We start from the raw sequence: 20362 nt of genomic DNA, 5'->3' as shown, positions 1-20362 counted from the left end.
CCTTCCCGCTGCCATTCCTGTTGCCTTCCCTGTCGATGCCGGCCGGGCTCGCCGCCATGTCGACAGCCGGCGCCGCAACGTGCCGTGACCCGGGTCGAATCTTGACGCGGGGCTGACGTCACACCCGGTCGGCGACGGCGATACCGGGCAGGTCGCGAGCGGCGGATCCGGCAGGTGCCAAGGGTTCCGAGGACTGGAGGGACCATGGGGACGACGACCGGGATCGCGGCCGCCCTGGCGGTGTTCGCGGCCCTCGGCGGCCTGGTCGCCTACCTGGCCGGCGTCGCGGGGCTGCGGGATCTCCGGCGGCTGCGCCGGGCCGGCGTGCCGGTGCGGGCACTGGTGCGCGAGCGCGTTCCAGGGCTGGAGGACCGCTCGGCCGTCTCCCGCCCGCTGCTGCAGTTCACCACCGAGGACGGCCGCGTGGTCGAGGTCTTCTCGCCGGTGCCGTCGAGCCGCCGCGCGCCGCTCGTCGACGGCTCGTACGTCGGCATCCGGTACGACCCTGCGGACCCTCGTCACGTCCTCGTCAGCGGGCGCGAGCGCCGTCGGCTGGAGTACGCGTTCCTGGGGCTGGGCGGCGTCATGGTGCTCGCCGCGCTCGTCCTGGTCGTCCTCGACCGGCGGCCACGGTGACGACGGCGCACTCCGCCGTGGACGGCCGGCCGTCGACCCGCCGGACGGCCCGCACCCCGAGCCGAACTGGTAGAACTTCCACGGCGGCCTCACGGGTTGCCGGTTCATCGGCGGCGGTGGGGGACACCGTCCGGACCGGCCACAAAGTCACCTGGCCCCTCAAGGGTCGGCCACCCGGACACCGCGGCCGACCGGTACAGCTCCTGCCCGGTCCCGGCGCCCGGCAGCACCAGAAGGCACGCGGAGACGGAGCAGCGACGCACCGCCGCTGTTCCTCTGGCTGGAGGCCGTCGACGACCGCGGCCGCCACTACCTCGACTACGGCGGCGCCCACGGGCTCAGCCCCGACGGACTGCGGACCGACCGCAGCAACTCCGGGCGCCCGCCCGTACCACCGGAGGCCGGCGCGCTGACGGTCCGACTGGTCTTCCTGCGGGGTGGGACGGAGCAGGCCTACGAGGTCGCATTCCCGCCGCTGGCACCCCACTGAGCGGCGGCCGCGCACCTGCTCCGGGCTGTTCCACCACAACCGGCGGGACCAACCACGGGAGGCCGCGCATGAGGTGCCGGTGACGGGGGGCGCGCGGCTCGGGTGTCGGGTCGACCGGATTTGAGCCCGCCACCCCCGGCGGGCCCGTCCCCACGACAACCGATCTGCCCGGGCACCCTTTGGCAATCGCCGCGCGCCCCCACCCCTGTTTTTCACTGGCCGCCGAAAACGGCCCCGGAGGAACGCCGGGGCCGGGATTCGGCACGGTCCGCCGTCCAGTCGTTGACTCTGGTGGCGAACCGTTTCCTCGCTGCTGACGCTATGCCCGCCGGTACGGCATCCGACCGGCCCTGACGCCTCCCTGACGGGCCGCGCGACGATCTTGACGACCCCTTGGCGCCGGAGGTCACGACCGGGAGCGGCAGCCCCTCGCGGGCCGGGGCTCAGGTGGTCGAACCGTCAGGAGGTCAGGCCGCGAGGAGGGTCAGCAGGTCCGCGCTGCGCGCCACGTGCCGGAGGTCCTTCAGCAGTTCGGACGGGGGCACCGTGATCACGGTGCAGGCCGCGTGCGCCTGGCAGTAGCGGCTCACCGAGGGCCGCAGGATCCGCGGCAGCCGACCGCTCCGGCCGGTGCCCACCACCAGGAGGTCGTCCGGGCGGTTCGCGACCTCCACCAGGGCCCGGCCGGCCTCGGCGCGCAGCACCAGCGGCTCGATGCGGACGCCGGTCGGGTAGCCCCCGAAGGCCTGCTCGAAGGCGGTGTCGAGCCGCTCGCCGGCCGCCTGCGCCCAGAGCTTCGCCAGCGGCGGGCACGGGTGGGCCCGGTAGGCCGGCTCGCCGCCGACCGGCGTCCAGGTGATCACCGGGACGAGCACGGCGTCGCGGAGCACGGCCTCCTCCATCGCGCGGTGCAGGGCCGCCAGATTGCCCAGTGATCCACTGACTCCGGCGATAACCCGAGTGTCCTCGGCCATGACGCTTCGCTTCCTTCGATTCATAGGCTGTTGTCCGAGTCTAGCCTGCGTAATACATCCTTAGCAACGGGATGCACCTGGGATCGCCGAAATCCTGAGCGCGGACGGCACTTCTTGGCGCAACCTTGACGCCGTCGCACCGGGCCGTGACACTCCACATTCACTCGCATCCCCTGTGTCACCATCCGGGCGTACGTTCGCGCCGCCGTCGATGGACGCCCTGGCCGCCCTCGCGCGGGCCCGGGCAGCCACGGGCGGGCCCGGCGCGTCCGGGTGGCCCCCGCCCTGGCCGACGGGACACGCCGGGGCAGCAGGTGCATGCGTCAGGGCCGCATCAAGGACTTCCCGCGTCACGCCAAGCAGGCGTCAAAACGCGTACGGCCCGTGGCGGGTCGGTGCTTCGCTGTGCCCGTCCCGTTCGTCCCGTCATCGCCGACATGCCGTCCCGCTCCGCCGGGCCGGCTCCGGAAGGTCCCAGAACTGATGCGCCGCTCGGCCCTCACCCCACCGGCCACCACCCCCGACCCGGCTGGGCCCGGCCGGTCCCGCCGCGCAAAGGCCACCGGCGCCGAGCCGGCACCCCCGCGCCACCGCCCCGGCGCGCCCCGCCCGGGCCGCCGCCGGCTGATCACCGCGCAGCAGCTCCGCGAAGCCCTGCCCGCCGCCGTGCGCAAGCTCCGCCCGCGCACCATGGCGAGGAACCCGGTCATGCTGGTGGTCGAGACCGGCTCCGCCCTCACCACGCTCACCGCCGTCGTCCGCCCGGGCGTCTTCGCCTGGATGATCAGCTTCTGGCTCTGGCTCACCGTGCTCTTCGCCAACCTGGCGGAAGCCGTCGCCGAGAGCCGGGGCAAGGCGCAGGCCGACTCGCTGAGGCAGGCGCAGACCGGGACGACGGCCCGCCGCCTCCTGCACTGGCGGGTCGGCAGCCCCGACCGCCGCCACGAATCCATCCCGGCCGAGCACCTGCTGCTGCACGACATCGTGCTCGTCCCCGCCGGCGAGGTGATCCCCCGCGACGGGGAGGTGATCGAGGGCGTCGCGGCCGTGGACGAATCCGCCATCACCGGCGAGTCCGCGCCCGTCATCCGCGAGTCCGGCGGCGACCGCACCAGCGTGACCGGCGGCACCCGCGTCCTCTCCGACCACCTCGTCGTCCGGATCACCTCCCGGCCGGGCCAGAGCTTCATCGACCGGATGATCACCCTGGTCGAGGGCGCCAACCGGCAGAAGACACCGAACGAGATCGCCCTCAACATCCTGCTCGCCTCGCTCACCATCGTCTTCGTCCTCTCCGTGGTCTCCCTCCAGCCGATGGCGATCTACGCCGGCTCCCCGCAGACCACCGTCGTGCTGGTCGCCCTGATGGTCGCCCTCATCCCGACCACGATCGGCGCCCTGCTCTCCGCGATCGGCATCGCCGGCATGGACCGCCTGGTGCAGCGCAACGTGGTCGCGCTCTCCGGCCGGGCGGTCGAGGCCGCGGGCGACGTCGACGTCCTGCTGCTCGACAAGACCGGCACCATCACCCACGGCAACCGCCGCGCCGTCGCCCTGCACCCGCTGCCCGGCGCCACCGTCGAGCAACTCGCCGAGGCCGCCCAGCTCGCCTCTGCGGCGGACGAGACCCCCGAGGGACGCTCCGTCATCGAGCTGACCAACCGTCAGTACTGGACGCCGCCGCGCGCCGAGGGCGAACTGGGCGAGCGGAGCACCGTCCCGTTCACCGCCCAGAGCCGGATGAGCGGCGCCGACCTCGCCTGGCCCGACGGCGCCACCTGTCTCATCCGCAAGGGTGCCGCCGTCGCCGTCGCCCATTGGGTGGTGCGCTCCGGCGGACGGCTGCCGATGGAGGCCAAGGGCGTCGTCGACCGGATCTCCGCCGCCGGCGGCACCCCGCTGCTGGTCGCCGTCCACGACCGGCACGGCGCCCGGGCGCTGGGCGTGATCGAGCTCAAGGACGTCGTCAAGGAGGGCATCGCGGACCGCTTCGCCGAGCTGCGCCGGATGGGCATCCGCACCGTCATGGTCACCGGCGACAACCCGCTCACCGCCCGCGCGATCGCCGCCGAGGCCGGCGTCGACGACTACCTCGCCGAGGCCACCCCCGAGGACAAACTCGCCTACCTCAAACGGGAACAGGCCGCCGGCAACATGGTCGCGATGACCGGCGACGGCACCAACGACGCCCCCGCCCTCGCCCAGGCCGACGTCGGCGTCGCCATGAACACCGGCACCCCGGCCGCCAAGGAGGCCGGCAACATGGTCGACCTCGACTCCAACCCCACCAAACTGATCGAGATCATCCGCGTCGGCAAGCAACTCCTCATCACCCGAGGGGCGTTGACCACCTTCTCGATCACCAACGACGTCGCCAAGTTCTTCGCCATCATCCCCGCGATGTTCGTCGGCTCCCACCCCGGCCTCGCCCACCTCAACATCATGGGCCTGCACAGCCCGACCTCGGCCATCGCCTCCGCGATCATCTTCAACGCCCTGATCATCATCGCCCTGATCCCGCTCGCCCTGCGCGGCGTCCGCTACCAGCCCGCCTCCGCCACCGACCTGCTCCGCCGCAACCTCCGCGTCTACGGGCTGGGCGGGCTGATCCTCCCCTTCCTCGGCATCAAGGCGATCGACCTGCTCGTCCAGTTCGTCCCCGGCCTCGGCTGAGGCCAGGAGAACCGGCAGCTCGTCAAGGCCCCGTCAAGAAGCACGCGCCGGGCGTCAGAGCCCCATCAGCGGCCGCTCCGCCCGCTCCTGCGGCGGGTTTCACTGAAGGCAGCGGAACACCGAGAAGGAGTTGAGCGGCCATGACCGGTACCACACGGGTGATCGTCGGGCTCAACGGGTCGTTGAGCAGTCTCGCGGCCCTGTACCGCGCCGTCGACGAGGCCACCCGCCGCGCGGCGACGCTCGTCCCGGTCGCCGCCTGGGAGCCGTCGCGCCATGACGGCCCGCGACCCCACTCCGAGCTGGAGCGCGCGACCCGCAAGCGTCTGGACACCACCTTCGAGCAGGCCTTCGGCGGCTACCCCGCCGGCCTCGTCCTGCGCCCGCTGGTGATCCGCGGCCCGGCCGGCCCGGCCCTGGTCGCCGCCACCGGCCCGGACGACCTGCTCGTGGTCGGCTCTGGCGGCCACAGCCGCCTCGACCACCTGCTGCACGGCTCCGTCACCCGCCACTGCCGCACCCACGCGCCCTGCCCCGTGATCACTGTCTCGCCGTCGGCGCTGCTGGAGAAGCTGGAGCTCACCGCCCGCAGCGGCGCCCCCGTCCCGCTCGCCGCAGGGCTCCACCGCAGCGCGACCGTCTGACACCGCCCCGCCCGACTCCACCGGGCCGCCCGGACGACGGTGGCGGCCCGGGCCCGGACCGGGAGATTCCGGAGCGCGGTCTGTCCGCCCGGCTACCCCGGCCGCGTTCACCCTCACCGCCGCGCACGCCGCACCGGTCCGCCAGGCGTTCGGCCGGCACCCCTCCCACCCCAGCGCGATGCCGGCCGCCGCCCGGGGCGCGCGCGGCCTCTGCGCCATCCGGGACGACCCCGAGCCGCTGCGCCTGGACGAGCGCAGCGCCGGAGTCCACCGCCCCACCCTCGCCAGGGCACTCGCCGTCGATCCCCTCGCCCGCGGCCCGGCCGACTGCGTCACGCCGGCGCAGGCCGAGCGGGCGACCGCCGAGACCTTCGGCTTCTCCGAGACCGCCCGTGAACGCGCCCGGCCGCCCTCCTTCCGGCCACCCGCCGAAGTCGAGCCGGGAGCAGTGGAGTTGACCGCCCGCCACGCCGACCGGCAGGCGGGCCCTGCGGCGCCAGGGCGTCACCCCGGTCACCCGGCGCCGGGTCGCCGAGGAACTCGCCCTCGGCGACCCGGGCCTCCGCGCGCTCGCCGCCGGTTCCGACCCGGGCGTGTTCCCTCTCTGGACGGTGCCCGGGAGCCCGGGGCCGCGGGCTCGGCGCAGGCGTCTCGTCTCCTGCCGATCCAGCGTGAGATGAAAACCATTGCCGAAACTTGACCCGAACATCAGTGCTGCTCATGCACGCGACATGGTTCAGTGGTCCCCGCGCCCGCGCCGACCCCGGAGTGATCACCGTGCCTGCCATCCCCGCGCTCGTCAGCGCCCTGCGCACACTCGGCGACCGGCCCGCCGTCGTCGCAGGCGGCCGCGCGATCAGCGGCATCGGGCTCCTGCTCGGCGTCGCACCGCAGGGTGGCCTGCCGGAGGCCGTGGCCGAACGCGTGGCGGCGCACGCGGCGCTCCCCGCCGCGGAGAGCGCGCAGGCCGAACGCCGGCTGCGGCACTGGGCCGGCGTACTCGGCCCGCCGCCGATCCGGCACACCGTGCTCTACCCGGCGACCGAGCTCGGGGTCGAACTCGCCCTCGCCACCCTGCTCGCCGGCGGGACGGTCATCTGCGGCGACCCCGACCAGCCGGCCGACCAACTCCCCGCCCAGCTCGAACAGTCCGGCACCACCCACCTGAGCCTGCCGTCCGAGCTGCTCTGGCGGCTCAGCCGGGTCACCACGCTGCGCGGGAGCGACCTCGCCGCGCTCCGCCAGGTGCTCCACGTCGGCCCCGAACCCGCCCAGGACGACGTGTACGCCGCCATGGACGCCCTCGGCGCCGTCGTGGCCCACGTCCGCCCGCCGCGCAGCGAGGCCGAGCTCGCCGACCACCGGCTGCGCGAAGTCGTGGGCGCCGCGGCGGACACCGCCTGGAAGCAGACCATCGGCGTCACCGCCGGGCAGGCGCGGCTGTTCGTCGAACGGCTCGACGACGCCGTGCTCCTGTCGATGCTGTCGGCCCTGCAGAGCGCCGGCGTCCTGGACGACCCGGCCCGTGGTCACCCACGCACCGAGATCCTGGACGCCGCCCGGGTGGCGCCCGAGGACCGCCCGCTCGCCGCACGCTGGCTGCGGGCGCTGGTACGGGGGCAGTTGGTCACCCTCCGGGGAGAGCACGTCCACGGTGCCCGGCCGGTCGACGACGCCGCCGCGCACACGGCCTGGGAGCAGGCCGCCGAGGCCTGGACCGGCCACCTCGGCGCGGCCGCCGTCATCGACCACCTGCGACGCGGCGCCGCCCACCTGCCCGGTCTCCTCTCGGGCGAGCAGCCCGCCGGGAGGCTGTTCCGCCCCGACGGGAGCGCCGGCGGTATCGACGCCCTGACGCGGTCCACCGCCACAGGGCGCTACCTCGGCAGCGCCCTCGGCTCGGCGGTACGGCACATCGCCACGGCCCACCGCGGCCGTCGTCCGCTGCGGCTGCTGGAACTCGGCGCCGGTACCGGGGCGGCCACCGAGGCGATCGCGGACGCGCTGGCGGCCGCGTGCGGGGCCGTCCACCCCGTCGACTACCTGTGCACCGAGCCGTCCGGTGTCCTCCTCGACGCCGCCCGGGCCCGGCTCCGACGCCACCCCTGGCTACGCTTCGGACTCCTCGACCCCCACGGCGGGCCGGGCACCACTGAACCCGGCCCGGTCGACGTGGTGGTCTCCACCGGCGTACTGGGCGGCGCCCGCGATGCCGGGGACCGTGCCCGCCGACTGGCCGGCCTGCTCGCTCCCGGCGGCTGGCTGCTCGCCGTCGAGCCGACCCGGGAACACCTCGACCGCCTGATCACCCGCGACTTCCTCGCCCCCTCGCCCGCCGCACACGCCGGACCACCCTCCCGACAGGGGTGGCTCGACGTGCTGGCCGCCGCGGGCTTCGGATCCGCCCTCACCCTGCCCGGCGAGGACCATCCCGTGACGCTGCTCGGGTACCAGCTCTTCGTCGCCCGCACTCCCTGACCGGTACCCCACGGCACGCCCGCCGGCACGCGCCCGCCCGCGCGCGCCTGGCGGCCTCCGCGAGCCCCACCCGGAGAACAGCACCCCGGCCCGCCCGCCGCACCGCCGACGCACCGCCGGGTACGCCGAGGTCCGTACCATCGGGGCGGCCTGACCGGAGCACATGCCGGCGGCACGTCACGTCCGCCCCACCCCTCGCCCCAGCGCCGGTCCGGGCCCGCCGGCCCTCCCCCGCCGACGCCGCCGACGCCGCCGACCGGCCGTGACGGCCGGGCAGCCCACGGAATCCACGACCCGCGGCGACAGGCCCCATCACCGCCCGCCGTCCGGCCAAGTCACGTATCGCACTTGGCAATTCATGCACAAGGCCCGGTAAAGGCTGCGCGCCCGGCCTTGTCGCCGCCGGTGACCCGTCAGTAGCGTCGTGGCCACACCGCCCGGCAACGACCGTATGCGGTAGGGCCTTTGGTGTGCTCAGAGAGCTGTCATGAGCCTGCCACGCGCCCCGGAGCAACCCGACTCCCGTACAGCGCAAGCACCAGCCGGCCCGGCCACCCGCCGCGGCCGGCCGCACATGCCGAGATCCGTCAGCACGGGCACGAGCCCGTACCGGCGAGCACCCCCATGCCGGCACCGGCCGCGCCCTCACCCCACGGAGGGTCGATCCTTGCGCTTCCACTCCCCCGGCAGGCCGCGCCTGCCCAGAGCACGCCGGCTCCTCGCCGTCCTGCCCGCCCTGGCCATGGCGGCCGCCGGGCTCTTCACCGCCGCCCCCGGCGCCACCGCGGCCGGCACCGCGCCGCACTCCCCCATCACCACCAAGCGGCTCTGCGCGAGCCACCCCGGTGAGATGGCCTGCCTGGCCCTGGCCAGGACGGACATCGCCCAGCAGCGCACCCTGGCGCCGAACGCCACCCCCTCCGGCTACGGCCCGGGCGACCTCGCCTCCGCCTACAACCTGCCCGCCTCGGCCGGCTCGGGCGCGACCGTCGCCATCGTCGACGCCTACGACGACCCCAAGGCCGAATCCGACCTCGCCGCCTACCGCTCCCAGTACGGCCTCCCGGCCTGCACCACCGCCAACGGCTGCTTCAAGAAGGCCGACCAGCGCGGCGGGACCTCCTACCCGACCGCCGACAGCGGCTGGGCCGGCGAGATCTCGCTCGACGTCGACATGGTCAGCGCCGTCTGCCCCAACTGCCACATCCTGCTGGTCGAAGCCGACACCCCGACCATGGAGAACCTCGGCGCCGCCGTCAACACCGCGGTCAGCCTGGGCGCCAAGTACGTCTCCAACAGCTACGGCGGCGGCGAGGACTCCACCGACCCGAGCTCCGACGCAAGCTACTTCAACCACCCCGGCGTCGCCATCACCGTCTCCTCCGGCGACTCCGGCTACGGCGTCGAGTACCCGGCCGCCTCCAGGTACGTCACCGCCGTCGGCGGCACCAGCCTCAGCCGCACCTCCACCACCCGCGGCTGGAGCGAGAAGGTCTGGGGCACCACCTCCGGCGGCAACGGCGCCGGCTCCGGCTGCTCCGGCTACGACGCCAAGCCCACCTGGCAGACCGACAGCGGCTGCGCCAAGCGCACCGTCGCCGACGTCTCCGCCGTCGCCGACCCCGCCACCGGCGTCGCCGTCTACCAGACCTACGGCGGCAGCGGCTGGAACGTCTACGGCGGCACCAGCGCCTCCGCCCCGATCATCGCCGCCGTGTACGCCCTGGCCGGCACCCCCGCCGCCGGCACCACCCCGGCCTCCTACCCGTACGCGCACACCTCCGCGCTGTACGACGTGACCAGCGGCGCCAACGGCAGCTGCTCCCCGTCCTACCTCTGCACCGCGGGCAGCGGCTACGACGGCCCGACCGGCCTCGGCACCCCCAACGGCACCGCCGCCTTCACCTCGGGCAGCACCTCCGGCAACACCGTCACCGTCACCAACCCGGGCAACCAGTCCACCGCGCAGGGCGGTTCGGTCAGCCTGCAGATCCACGCCACCGACTCCGCCTCCGGCCAGACCCTCACGTACGGCGCGAGCGGCCTGCCCACCGGCCTGTCCGTCGACTCCGCCACCGGCCTGATCACCGGCACCGCCACCGCGGCCGGCACGTACACCGTGAGCGTCACGGCCACCGACACCACCGGCGCGAGCGGCTCGACCACCTTCACCTGGGCGGTCACCGGCACCGGCGGCGGCTGCACCGCCGCCCAACTGCTCGGCAACCCGGGCTTCGAGACGGGCAGTGCCACGCCGTGGAACGCCACCGCCGGCGTGATCGACAACTCCGGCAGCGAGGCCGCCCACTCCGGCAGCTGGAAGGCCTGGCTCGACGGCTACGGCTCCACCCACACCGACACGCTCTCCCAGGCGGTCACCATCCCGCAGGGCTGCCGGGCGACGCTCAGCTTCTACCTGCACATCGACACGTCCGAGTCCGGCTCCACCGTCTACGACAAGCTGACCGTCCAGGCCAACTCCACCACCCTGGCCACCTTCAGCAACGCCAACGCCGGCACCGGCTACACCCTCCGCAGCTACGACCTCTCCGCCTTCGCCGGCCAGACGGTGACCGTCAAGTTCACCGGCACCGAGGACAGCTCCCTCCAGACCGGCTTCGTCGTCGACGACGCCGCACTCAACGTCTCCTGACCGACCCCGCACCACCGAGGGGCCGCAGCCAACGCTGCGGCCCCTTCCGGTCTGCGAACAGGTCCGCGGTCCGTGAGCGGGACCGCGGACCGTGAGCGGTCCGCGATCGCCCCACCGCCCGGCCGTGGCGACGTCGCGTACCGGAACAGCGGGGCCGGGCCCGACCGGTGACCGCCGGCCGCCGGTCGCCGGTCGCCGGTCGGGCCGACGCGGGTCAGTTGACGTAGACCGCCGGGCTGCCGGGCTGGGTGGTGTCGGTGACGGGGCCGTAGGCGGCGGAGAAGTAGCCGTCGGCGGGGCAGAGGCCCGAGCCGCCGCTCTTGGCGAAGTGCTCGTTGCGGAAGCCGAGGCTGTGGGCGGTGTTGTCGGCGTTGCCGGTGAACGCGCCGCTGAGCTGGTAGGTGCAGGTGATGGTGCCGAACCAGGTGTTGAGCACGGCGGTGGCCTGGATCGGCCCGGCGGCTCCGGCCGTGAGGGTGACCGGGAGGCCGGGGCCGTCGTCGACGGCGATGCCGTGGGGCAGATTGCCGACCGTCAGGCTGCGGACCGAGGTGACACCGGTGACGTTGCTGGTGCACGAGCCGAAGGTCAGCCCGGTGAGGGACTCGGTCGCCGTGCCGGGCGCCGCCGGGTTGCCCAGGACCGTGGCCGAGAGCTGGGAGAGGGCGCAGGTGACGCCGGTCGTGCTGGTGGCGGTCGAGTAGAAGGTGGCGCGGGTGTTCGCGGCCAGCGGTGCGGCGAGCACGTCGCCCGCCGCGACGGCGGTGCCGCCCGCGCTGCCGGCGGTCAGCACCGGGGTGGCGACGGGCTCCGGCGTCGCTGAGGCGGGTACTGCGCCCAGTGCGAGCACGGAGGCGACGGTGGCGGCGACGGCAAGATGGCGGTGAAGGCGCATGGGAAAGCCTCTTCCTCGGTGAGGGGGGATCGAGAAGGCGAACTTTCAGTGCTCCCCGGCGGTGGGGGGATCTGGGAGCTGACTACGTTGTAGAGCCGTGTCCATGCACCGTCAAGACACTGCGTCGAACTTGCTGACATTTCGTCAACAAGGCGGCGGGAGAGCGTCATGGCGGCGGAACGCGGCGGGCAATCGCTCACACCATCGGGCCAATTCCAGGCGAATGTGCTGATATCCCTCGCAGATGCGGCTCTATGCTCGGCGCGGCGCGTTCCGACCGGCGCCGTCGGACCGGTGCCGGCGGCGCGTGAGGGACACCCGGGCCCCGAGCTGTCGGGCGGGGCCCTGACCACATGCGCAGGCCCGACCCTGACCGTGCCGACGGCCTTCCCGTCCGGGCCGGCGTCCACCCGCCCGGCAGGCCCCGCCACGACCATGCCGCCGCACACCGGACGGCAGACAGGGAGAAGCCCCGTGCCCACCCGTGCCACCCGTCGCCGGACGCTGCAGTTGGCAGGCGCCTGCACTGCGGTCCTCCTGGCCCTCAACGCCTGCTCGTCCAGCAATTCCGGCACATCGGCGGGTGCGTCCGCCTCCGCCACGGCGTCGGGGACGGCGGCGAACATCACCGGCACGGTGACCGTCTTCGCCGCCGCGTCGCTGAAGGAGGCCTTCACGACGATCGGCCGGCAGTGCGAGGCCGCACACCCCGGCACCAAGGTGGTCTTCAACTTCGCCGGCAGCGACGCCCTCGCCGCCAGCATCGTGAGCGGCGCCCCGGCCGACGTCTTCGCCGCCGCCAGCCCGGCCACCATGAAGACCGTCACGGACAAGGGAGACGCGGTCGGCACCCCGAAGACCTTCGTCCGCAACCAGCTGGAGATCGCCACCGTACCGGGCAACCCCCAACACATCTCATCCCTCCAGGATCTCGCCCAGCCGGGGCTGAAGGTCGTCCTCTGCGCGAAGGAGGTACCTGCGGGGCCGCCGCCCAGAAGGCCTTGGCGGCCGGCAACGTGCAGGTCACCCCCGTCAGCTACGAACAGGACGTCAAGGGTGCCCTGACCAAGGTGGAACTCCAGGAGGCGGACGCCTCCCTCGTCTACCAGACCGACGTCAGATCCGCCGCGGGCAAGGTCGACGGCGTCACCTTCCCCGAGGCCTCCTCCGCCATCAACGACTACCCCATCGCCCCCTCACCCACGCCCCCAACCGCGCCGGGGCCCAGGCCTTCGTCGCCCTGGTGGAATCCCCCGACGGCCAGAAAGTGCTCTCCGACGCGGGCTTCCTCAGCGCCTGACCCGCAGACCGGCACGGCCGCGCCCCCTCGGTGGCAACGGGCCGACAGCAGCAGGAATCGGCGGGACGGTGCCCTCGCCCGCGCGGCCCGGTCCCCGAGGGCTAGTCTGATGACTCGCGTCGCATCAGCGCGCGGCGGCACTCGTCAGACAGGCCCGAAGCGCCAGATCTCTTCCATCAGGGCCGTGTAGCCCTCGGTGTGGCGGACGCGGAACGCGGACATCCGGAGGGCTTCGAACCCCCACGGGTCGTAGGGCCCGAGCACCAGGCGGCCGAATGCCTGCCAGTTGGTGAAGGCCGGGTCCTCCTCGTTCAGTTCGGCGTCATGCCCGGCCAGCGAGGCGGGCGTGACGCCGAGCGCACGCAGGACGGCGTGGGGGTCCCCGGTCAGATCCCACAGCGTGCTGTCCCAGCCTTCGGAGTGCAGCATCAGCCCCTCGGGCAGGTGGACGGTGTCCTCCGAGTGGTGCTCCCCCATGTCGACGCCGACCGATCCGACGATCCGGGCGCCGGGGTGACGCCGGTGCAGGGCTTCGGTCTCCGTCAGCAGCGGGCACGTGTTTCCGTTGTCGGCCAGAGCCGGGTCGGAGATGGCGACGACGTTGCCCCAGCAACCGACGTGGACGACGTCCAGGTCGGCTCGCGTGCGCGGGCTGGGAACGACCGAGTCGGTGAGGGGGAGTTCTTCCAGGATGCTGTCGACGGTACCGAAGGCGCCGGCGAACCGGCGGGCCGCTGCCGGGTCGTGGGGAGCCAGGGCGGCGACCGTGGCGAGGGTGCTCGGGCCGGTGGAAGCCGGGAACGGGGCCGGAGGATGGTGATGGTGTACTCGCCCCATCCGTCGACCCTGCGATCGGGCGCACACGTCCAGAAACCGGTATCGGTCATGGCTGTCACGGTAGTTGTGGACACTGACGACCCGGTTCGATGCCCCGTCACGGGACGGACTCCGCCCTGGCGTCGTCGGGGGGCCGTGCCGCTGTTGGCATCCCGCCCGATACCGAAACGGACCATCACACGAGCTGGGCCCGGGTGCGGGAGGGTCAGGACAGCGCGTGGGATCCTCGGGCGACGGGGAGGGCCCTGGTCCGGACCCCGGCGGCGAACGGCCGTACCCGCGACCGGCATGCCATCGCGGGATCCCCGTCGCCGACGACCCCGGCCGGCCCGCGGAGCACGACCCGCCCGAAGAAGGAGGAACACCATGGAGATCCACTACTCGGACAGCACGGGGGAGGCGCTGCTCCTCGGCAATCGGGAGGAGCTGCTGGCGCTCGCGGAGGTGATCCGCTCGGGAACCGGCCGCGTCGGACTCGCCCCGGTCACCGATGCGGCGCCCTATGACCGCGGTCTGGCGGTCCTGGAGGTGGAGACCGTCGCCGAGGCGGCGGTCACGCTGTCCGTCGAGGGGAGCTCCGACCGGTTCCGGATCACCGGGGAGCCTCGCCTGCTGGACGTACTCGCGGCCAACGTCGAGGAGTACGGCCGCCACGCCGACGCCGGGAACTCGCTCGACCATCTTCACGTCGACTACTTCCCCGATCACTACTACCTGTCGCCGGAGTCCGAGTCCCTGGTCGTCAGCCTGCCGGGCTGACATCCGCACGCCTTGAAGGCCCGGAGTGAACGGCACGCTCGCTCCGGGCCTGGGGCCTCCCCCTTCGCCGTGCGCCGGCCGTCGGCCGTCAGCCGCCCTTCGCCCTTCGCCCTTCGCCGCCCACCCTCCGCCCGCCAACGGTCGCCGGCCGGCGCCGGGGCCACCCGGGCCGGGGAGGACTCAGCAGGCGCAGGAGATCCCCGAGCGGGGCGCGGTGAGGTCGTCGACGGGCCGCTGCCCGGTGCCGTGGTCGGTGTCGTAGGCGAAGCCCTCGCGGGCCCAGTACTCGAAGCCGCCGAGCATCTCCTTGACCGCGTAGCCGAGCCGGGCGAAGGCGAGGGCGGCCCGGGTGGCGCCGTTGCAGCCGGGGCCCCAGCAGTAGGTGACCACGGTCGTGCCGGGGGCGATCAGCCGCGGCGCGAGTTCGGCGATCCGCGCGGTGGGGATGTGCACGGCCCCGGGGATGCGGCCCTGCGCCCAGGCGGTGTCGCTGCGGGAGTCGACCACCACCACGCCGGGAACGCCCGCGGCCAGGTCGGCGTGCACGTCGGAGACGTCGGCCTCGAAGGACAGCCGGGCGAGGTAGTGGGCGGCGGCGACGGCGGGGTCGGCGGCGGGGACGCCGAGAACGGCGCTGATGGTCGTCCGGCTGGTCATCAGGGTGCTCCTCGGCTCGGCGCGGGCGAAGTCCCACCGGGGCGAACCCGCCCCGGGGCCCGCCCTGTTCGGCGGTGGTTCGATCCTCGCCGGTCCGGACCGGACCCCGCGAGCGGCGCGATCGCCCACAACCGTCAAGATCCCGCCAGCCCGACGGCAGCCGGCCGGGCCCGCAGCCCCCGCAACTCGTGACGGGCGAGGTGCGGTGCGGTGCAGTGCGGCCGGCCGCCGGGGAGTCCCGGTCACGGATCCGGGACGGTGCCGGTGCCGAGGGCAGCGGCCCGCAGGGCGGCCGCGAGGCGGACGACGGGTTCGGAAGAGCTCCTCGCGGCCGCCGGCTGAACCGCCCGGCGCCTGTGGACGCTCTCGGAGGAGGCCGTGACGCTGAGGAGCGGGCCGGTCGCCGGTCCAGCGGGGACACCCGCGACGGACCGAAGCCCCGTGGTGACCTTGAAGCCGGCGACCGGCTGTGCGTGACTGGAGGGAGCAACAGTGACCTGGCCGACATCGAGGTGCTCCGGATGGGATTCATCGGCACGGTGGGGCTGGTGCTCCACCCCGAACGTACCTGCGCGCCCACGGTGGATGCAGTGGTGCGGTGGAGCCGGGCCAGGGGTGCGAAGGTCCTGGGGCTGGCGGCGGAGGTGGCACGAATCGGCTGCGAGGCCATACCGGTCGAGGCCGAGGAGATGACCGCGAGTGCCGACCTCATGATCAGCCTGGGCGGGGACGGCACCATGCTGCGCGCCATGCGGCTCATGACCGGGGGGCACGCACCCGTCCTGGGCGTCAACGTCGGTCGCCTGGGTTTCCTCGCCGAGGTCGACATCCCCGAACTCCCTGCCGCGCTGGACGCCATCGACGACCAGCGCTTCACCGTGGAAGTACGATCCGGCGTCCACGCCCGCTTCGGCGCCACCGAGGAGACGGCGCTCAACGACGTCGTGCTCCTGCGCAGCCCGGGGCACAAGTCCGCGGCGGTGGCCGTGCGGGTCCAGGACGAGCCCTTCGTGTCCTACACCGCCGACGCGGTCGTCGTCGCCACGCCGACCGGCTCCACCGCGTACAGCTTCTCCGCCGGCGGCCCGATCGTCTCCCCCAACGCGGAGGGGCTGCTGATCACTCCCGTGGCTCCGCACGCCGCGTTCAACCGCTCCGTGTTCCTCTCCAGCGGTGAGCGCCTCCAACTGGACGTACTGCCGCACAGCGGTGACCTCGCCATCGAGGCCGACGGCCTGCTGGTCGGCCATGTCTCACCGGGCGACATCGTCGAGGTGAACATGCTGCCCGCCGCCGCACGCGTCGTACGACTCGGCCACACCACCTTCTACCAGCGGGCCCAGCGCAAGCTCCGGCTCACCGGCTCGGCGGAGCACGGCTGACCTTCCGGTCCCGTGGGCGTCCGCCGAGGGCATCGCGACCACCACCCGTGACCTTCCCGGCCTCCCGGGCGCCGCTCGGGCCTACCGGGCGCCCCGGGCCGCTCGGACAGGAGCCCGGTGAGCGAACGCGGCCTCGACCGTGGCGGTCACCCGATGGGGCGCAATGCGCGACCGCCATCCTCTATGTCCCGATTGCCGGGATCGGATGATGGGCCGGCCGGGTGAGATGGCGCAGGACGGCCCCGCAACCGAGTCACCCGTGGAGACGAACATGAAGCTTTCAGGAAGCCGGATCGCCGGACTCGCGGCCGTCGCGGTGAGCACGCTGTCGCTCGGCGCCATCATCAGCTCCGCCACGCCCGCCATGGCCCAGCCGCCCGTCTGCGGCGAGGCCGACTGCCCCAGTCTGAAGCCCGTCGGCATGAGTGCCAGCCAGGGGGCGCTGAACCTCACGAGCCTGCAGTTGGAGAACATCTCCGCCACCGTCAACGACATCGTCACCGGGCGGCCGCTGGTGGGCCTGCAGGTCCGGTTCTACACGTCCGGCGGCCGTCTGCTGGGGTCGGCCTACACCAACTACGGCGGCATCGCGGGCATCACCGCCTCGGAGAACCTCGGCCCCGGCACCATCCAGGAACTGCTGAACGGCTACGAGGCCGTGCTGGTCGGCGACGGTGTCCACGTCGCGGCCTCGGCGCACGGGGCGATCACCGTCGGCACGGACTGCGCCCCCACGCCGCCTCCCAGCGACCGCCGGCTCAAGTGCGACGTGGTCCCGGTCGACTGGAGTTGCTGACCGTGCGACTGTTCCGACGCTCCGGCAAGGCGGCCCAGGCCGCCCCGGAACCCACCGCCGCCCCCGGCGCCTCCGCGGTCGCCCCGGCCGGGGCGGTCAACGGCCACCAGGTGCTGCAGACGGTCGTCGACCTGCCCATCAGCACCTGGCGCTACCTCTGGGAGCCCGAACAGGTGCGCCACATCGGCCCGATGGCCCAGGACTGGCATGCCGCCTTCGACTTCCACCACGAGAACACCCGCGTGATCCCCGTCGTCGACGCCAACGGCATCGCCCTGGTCTGCATCCAGGCCCTGAACCGACGCATCGACGAACTCACCTCCGAGGTCCGGCGTTTGCGCGAACTCGCCCAGGACTCCGAAGCGAGCCGGTGAGCAGGCGGAAGCGGCCCCGGCGGCCGGCACACAGTCCCGGCAGCGAGGCGGCAATGACGACGCAACCCTCCGGCGAACCGGCCGGGACGCCGGACGAGGCGGGGCTGGCCGCCCTGCGGGAGCTGGTGGCCGCGTCCGGCGACCGCTTCCGGCTGCGCCCGGAACCCGGACCGGCCCAGGAACCGCGCACCCTCACCGTGGGCATGGGGACGTACGACGACTACGACGGCGTGTACTTCACCGTGACGAGCCTGCTCCTCTACCACGCGGAGGTGATGGACCGGGTCAGCATCATGGTGGTCGACGGTCACCCCTCCGGCCCGCACGCCTGGGCGCTGAAGCGGCTGGAGCAGGAGGTTCCCCAGCTGCGCTACGTGCCCTACGACCGGCGCCTCGGCACCGCCGCCCGCGACCGGATCTTCCGCGAGGCCACCTCGGACTGGGTCCTGTGCGTGGACTCCCACGTCCAGTTGCACCCCGGGGCGCTGGCCGGTCTCCTGGACCACATCGACGCCCACCCCGACAGCGACGACCTGCTCCAGGGGCCGCTGGTGTCCGCCGACGGACGCGAGGTGTCCACCCACTGGGAACCCCGCTGGGAACGGCTCATGTACGGGGTCTGGGGCACCGACCCGCGCGGCACCGACCCCGCCGCCCCGCCCTTCGAGATCGCCATGCAGGGCCTCGGCCTGTTCGCCTGCCGCACCGGGGCCTGGCCCGGGCTCAACCCCGCCTTCGCCGGCCACGGCGGCGAAGAGGGCCACCTGCACGAGAAGTTCCGCCGCGCCGGCCACGCCGTACGGTGCCTGCCCGCCCTGCGCTGGACGCACCGCTTCGACGGACCGCGTCGCGGCGGGAGCGCCTCGACCTGGTACCAGCGCCTGCTCAACTACCTCATCGGCTATGACGAACTCGGCCAGAGTGCCGACGAGGCGATCGACCACTTCACCGCCGTCCTGGGAGAGAAGGCCGTCCGTCAGGCACTGGCCGACTACGAGGCCGAGAAACGCAACCCCTTCACCGCCTTCGGCGGCATCACCTGCATCAACCTCGACGAACGACCCGACCGCTGGCAGGCCGTGCAACGGCGCCTGACCCGACTCGGCCTGCGTCCCGAACGCGTGCACCGCCAACCGGCCACCGCGACACCGGGCAACCACCGCATCGGCTGCGCGCTCTCCCACCGCCGTGCCATCCAGCAGGCCCACATCGACGGCCTGCACTCCCTGCTCGTCCTGGAGGACGACGCCCTCTTCCTGCCCGGTGCCACCTGGGTCCTGCGCCGCGCCCTGGCCGAACTCGACGGCAGGTCCTGGTCGTTGCTCTACCTCGGCGGCGCCGACCGGGGCCGGGTCTTCCCGCGGGCCGAGGGCTGCCACCACCTCGAAACGGTCACCGGCATCACCACCAGCCACGCCATCGCCTACCACCACAGCGTCTTCGCCCACCTGCTCGACGAACTCCCCGACACGGTCGAGGGCATGACCGCCTGGATCCAGCGCCACGCCGCCCTCGACCAGTACCTCTCCCGCTGGGACCGGCCCGACATCCACCGCACCGTGCCGGTCATCGCCGCCCAGGCCGACCAGACCGGCCCGGTGGCCGAGGACCTCCGCGACCGGTTCACCTCCTGAACCACACCCGACGCCGGGCCACCGCAAGGAGCGCCGCCGATGACCACCTTCCGTGCCCACCGCGACGGGCTGCGCGTCAAGGAGCTCGCCGACGGCCGCCTGGCCGTCTACGACGAGCACGCCGAGCAGGGGCACCTCCTCAGCCCGCTGTGCGCAGCCGTCTTCCGCCTCGCCGACGGCACCCGCACCCTCACCGACCTCGGCACCGCCGTCGCCGGCACCCACCCGGCGGCGGACGCGACCGTGATCCGACGCGCCCTCGCCGAACTGAACACCGCCCGCCTGCTGGACACCGCCCGCCTGCTCGACACCGCGCCCGGTGAGCCCGAGGCCGTGGGTCGCGCGAAAGACCGGGCATCGACGGCGTAGCTCGTGCCAGGATGCTCGGCATGTCGAGTCGTGCGCTGAGCTTCGGAGTGATGGCGGAAGCCTACGAACGGTTCCGTCCGGGGTACCCCGCGGAGCTCTTCGACCTCGTGGCGGCGTACGCGGGCCGTCGGCTGCGAACCGCGCTCGAAATCGGCGCCGGGACGGGCAAGGCGACCCGCCTCTTCGCTCACCGGGGGGTCACGGTCACGGCGACCGAGCCCGACGGGGCCATGCTCGCCGAGCTGCGCAAGCACGTGCCGGGGAACGTCAAAGCGGTGCAGGCGGCGTTCGAGGACCTGCGGCCGGGCCAGCGGTACGGGCTGGTCTACGCGGCAGCGGCACTGCACTGGACCACCCCGGAGGGCCGGTGGTCACGCATGGCCGGGCTGCTGGAGCCGGGTGGTGTGTTCGCCTCCTTCGGCGGGCCGGTACGGCCGGCCGACCCGGCGGTGGAGGAAGCCGTCCGCGCGGCCCGGGCTCCGTTCCTGGAGAGCGGCGGCGTCCCGTCGCCCGACGGGACGCCGCCGGGGCACGACCTGCAGTGGCCGGGTACGGAGCTCCAACGGTCCGAGTGGTTCACCGGTGTCCGGCAGTCGGTCATCGAACGACGTTTGACGGTGAGTGCCCGCGAGTACGTCGGCCATCTCTCGACCGTCTCGGCCTATCTCGTGCTCCCGCTCGCGGAGCAGGAGCAGGTCTTCCGCCGGATCCTGCGGGCCCTGCCGGAGACGGTCGAGATCACCGCCGACATCACCGTCCATCTCGCGCGTCGGCGCCACGACCGGTAGGATTTCGATCAGCGGATCCCCCG

General features: G+C 73.5%; 16 protein-coding genes and 1 pseudogene. 13 read left to right on the top strand and 4 right to left on the bottom strand.

Annotated elements, in window-relative coordinates; all coding sequences use genetic code 11:
• The first annotated feature begins 204 nt into the window (after window positions 1-204).
• Window positions 205-636 carry a DUF3592 domain-containing protein gene (locus tag ACZ5WK_RS29620; RefSeq protein WP_465551825.1) on the top strand — a complete coding sequence of 144 codons (432 nt, stop codon included), beginning with the start codon at window positions 205-207 and terminating at the stop codon, window positions 634-636.
• Window positions 637-1593: 957 nt separating this feature from the next.
• Here the strand turns inward: ACZ5WK_RS29620 and ACZ5WK_RS29615 are convergent.
• Window positions 1594-2100, bottom strand: a complete 507-nt coding sequence (locus ACZ5WK_RS29615; protein WP_465551823.1) for a universal stress protein — start codon at window positions 2098-2100, stop codon at window positions 1594-1596.
• Between the two features lie 483 nt (window positions 2101-2583).
• Here ACZ5WK_RS29615 and kdpB point away from each other — a divergent pair, with 483 nt between their 5' ends.
• From kdpB to ACZ5WK_RS29595, 4 genes are all read left to right on the top strand, one after another.
• Entirely contained in the window at window positions 2584-4773 is a 2190-nt protein-coding gene (kdpB, locus tag ACZ5WK_RS29610; RefSeq protein WP_465551821.1) for a potassium-transporting ATPase subunit KdpB, read from the top strand.
• Between the two features lie 140 nt (window positions 4774-4913).
• On the top strand, window positions 4914-5417 hold the full coding sequence (locus ACZ5WK_RS29605) for a universal stress protein (RefSeq protein WP_465551819.1): 504 nt from the start codon (window positions 4914-4916) through the stop codon (window positions 5415-5417).
• A 777-nt stretch (window positions 5418-6194) separates the two neighbouring features.
• Window positions 6195-7895: a methyltransferase gene (locus tag ACZ5WK_RS29600; RefSeq protein ID WP_465551817.1), complete on the top strand. Its 1701-nt coding sequence runs from the start codon at window positions 6195-6197 to the stop codon at window positions 7893-7895.
• 742 nt (window positions 7896-8637) lie between these two features.
• Window positions 8638-10548, top strand: coding sequence for a putative Ig domain-containing protein (locus tag ACZ5WK_RS29595; protein ID WP_465551909.1), 1911 nt, complete (start codon window positions 8638-8640; stop codon window positions 10546-10548).
• 214 nt (window positions 10549-10762) lie between these two features.
• On the opposite strand, the gene ACZ5WK_RS29590 is transcribed toward ACZ5WK_RS29595, so the two are convergent.
• Entirely contained in the window at window positions 10763-11443 is a 681-nt protein-coding gene (locus tag ACZ5WK_RS29590; RefSeq protein WP_465551815.1) for a Tat pathway signal sequence domain protein, read from the bottom strand.
• A gap of 435 nt (window positions 11444-11878) precedes the next feature.
• On the opposite strand from ACZ5WK_RS29590, the pseudogene modA reads away from it, so the two are divergent.
• Window positions 11879-12743: pseudogene (gene modA / locus ACZ5WK_RS29585) on the top strand (molybdate ABC transporter substrate-binding protein).
• A gap of 144 nt (window positions 12744-12887) precedes the next feature.
• Here modA and ACZ5WK_RS29580 read toward each other — a convergent pair.
• Window positions 12888-13580 (bottom strand): DUF6333 family protein, encoded by a 693-nt coding sequence (locus ACZ5WK_RS29580; RefSeq protein WP_465551813.1) that lies wholly within the window; start codon window positions 13578-13580, stop codon window positions 12888-12890.
• A 366-nt stretch (window positions 13581-13946) separates the two neighbouring features.
• Between ACZ5WK_RS29580 and ACZ5WK_RS29575 the strand changes: the two genes are divergently transcribed.
• On the top strand, window positions 13947-14339 hold the full coding sequence (locus ACZ5WK_RS29575) for an Imm32 family immunity protein (RefSeq protein WP_465551811.1): 393 nt from the start codon (window positions 13947-13949) through the stop codon (window positions 14337-14339).
• A 180-nt stretch (window positions 14340-14519) separates the two neighbouring features.
• Here the strand turns inward: ACZ5WK_RS29575 and ACZ5WK_RS29570 are convergent, their stop codons facing one another.
• Window positions 14520-14996 (bottom strand): rhodanese-like domain-containing protein, encoded by a 477-nt coding sequence (locus tag ACZ5WK_RS29570; RefSeq protein ID WP_465551809.1) that lies wholly within the window; start codon window positions 14994-14996, stop codon window positions 14520-14522.
• 473 nt (window positions 14997-15469) lie between these two features.
• Here ACZ5WK_RS29570 and ACZ5WK_RS29565 point away from each other — a divergent pair, with 473 nt between their 5' ends.
• The 6 genes from ACZ5WK_RS29565 (at window position 15470) to ACZ5WK_RS29540 (ending at window position 20339) form a co-directional block, all read left to right on the top strand.
• Complete coding sequence (locus tag ACZ5WK_RS29565) at window positions 15470-16378, top strand: NAD(+)/NADH kinase (protein ID WP_465551807.1); 909 nt, start codon at window positions 15470-15472, stop codon at window positions 16376-16378.
• A gap of 271 nt (window positions 16379-16649) precedes the next feature.
• The gene (locus ACZ5WK_RS29560; protein ID WP_465551805.1) at window positions 16650-17174 is read left to right on the top strand and encodes a hypothetical protein; all 525 of its coding nucleotides are present in this window, start codon (window positions 16650-16652) and stop codon (window positions 17172-17174) included.
• Window positions 17175-17176: 2 nt separating this feature from the next.
• Entirely contained in the window at window positions 17177-17548 is a 372-nt protein-coding gene (locus tag ACZ5WK_RS29555) for a tail fiber domain-containing protein (RefSeq protein ID WP_465551803.1), read from the top strand.
• Window positions 17549-17601: 53 nt separating this feature from the next.
• Window positions 17602-19182: a glycosyltransferase gene (locus ACZ5WK_RS29550; protein WP_465551801.1), complete on the top strand. Its 1581-nt coding sequence runs from the start codon at window positions 17602-17604 to the stop codon at window positions 19180-19182.
• A gap of 39 nt (window positions 19183-19221) precedes the next feature.
• A complete protein-coding gene (locus ACZ5WK_RS29545; RefSeq protein WP_465551799.1) occupies window positions 19222-19551 on the top strand; it encodes a hypothetical protein in 330 nt (109 codons plus the stop codon).
• 20 nt (window positions 19552-19571) lie between these two features.
• Window positions 19572-20339 (top strand): class I SAM-dependent methyltransferase, encoded by a 768-nt coding sequence (locus ACZ5WK_RS29540; protein WP_465551797.1) that lies wholly within the window; start codon window positions 19572-19574, stop codon window positions 20337-20339.
• Window positions 20340-20362: the final 23 nt, after the last annotated feature.

Source organism: Kitasatospora sp. NPDC032757 (assembly GCF_055579305.1).
This window is presented reverse-complemented; position numbering and strand designations above follow the sequence as displayed.

What these genes read in the sequence shown, in the direction of transcription:
- ACZ5WK_RS29620 (WP_465551825.1), top strand. Translation starts at nt 205, where the DNA reads ATGGGGACGACGACCGGGATCGCGGCCGCCCTGGCGGTGTTCGCGGCC.
- ACZ5WK_RS29615 (WP_465551823.1), bottom strand. Translation starts at nt 2,100, where the DNA reads ATGGCCGAGGACACTCGGGTTATCGCCGGAGTCAGTGGATCACTGGGC.
- kdpB (WP_465551821.1), top strand. Translation starts at nt 2,584, where the DNA reads ATGCGCCGCTCGGCCCTCACCCCACCGGCCACCACCCCCGACCCGGCT.
- ACZ5WK_RS29605 (WP_465551819.1), top strand. Translation starts at nt 4,914, where the DNA reads ATGACCGGTACCACACGGGTGATCGTCGGGCTCAACGGGTCGTTGAGC.
- ACZ5WK_RS29595 (WP_465551909.1), top strand. Translation starts at nt 8,638, where the DNA reads ATGGCGGCCGCCGGGCTCTTCACCGCCGCCCCCGGCGCCACCGCGGCC.
- ACZ5WK_RS29590 (WP_465551815.1), bottom strand. Translation starts at nt 11,443, where the DNA reads ATGCGCCTTCACCGCCATCTTGCCGTCGCCGCCACCGTCGCCTCCGTG.
- ACZ5WK_RS29580 (WP_465551813.1), bottom strand. Translation starts at nt 13,580, where the DNA reads ATGGGGCGAGTACACCATCACCATCCTCCGGCCCCGTTCCCGGCTTCC.
- ACZ5WK_RS29575 (WP_465551811.1), top strand. Translation starts at nt 13,947, where the DNA reads ATGGAGATCCACTACTCGGACAGCACGGGGGAGGCGCTGCTCCTCGGC.
- ACZ5WK_RS29570 (WP_465551809.1), bottom strand. Translation starts at nt 14,996, where the DNA reads ATGACCAGCCGGACGACCATCAGCGCCGTTCTCGGCGTCCCCGCCGCC.
- ACZ5WK_RS29560 (WP_465551805.1), top strand. Translation starts at nt 16,650, where the DNA reads ATGAAGCTTTCAGGAAGCCGGATCGCCGGACTCGCGGCCGTCGCGGTG.
- ACZ5WK_RS29550 (WP_465551801.1), top strand. Translation starts at nt 17,602, where the DNA reads ATGACGACGCAACCCTCCGGCGAACCGGCCGGGACGCCGGACGAGGCG.
- ACZ5WK_RS29545 (WP_465551799.1), top strand. Translation starts at nt 19,222, where the DNA reads ATGACCACCTTCCGTGCCCACCGCGACGGGCTGCGCGTCAAGGAGCTC.
- ACZ5WK_RS29540 (WP_465551797.1), top strand. Translation starts at nt 19,572, where the DNA reads ATGTCGAGTCGTGCGCTGAGCTTCGGAGTGATGGCGGAAGCCTACGAA.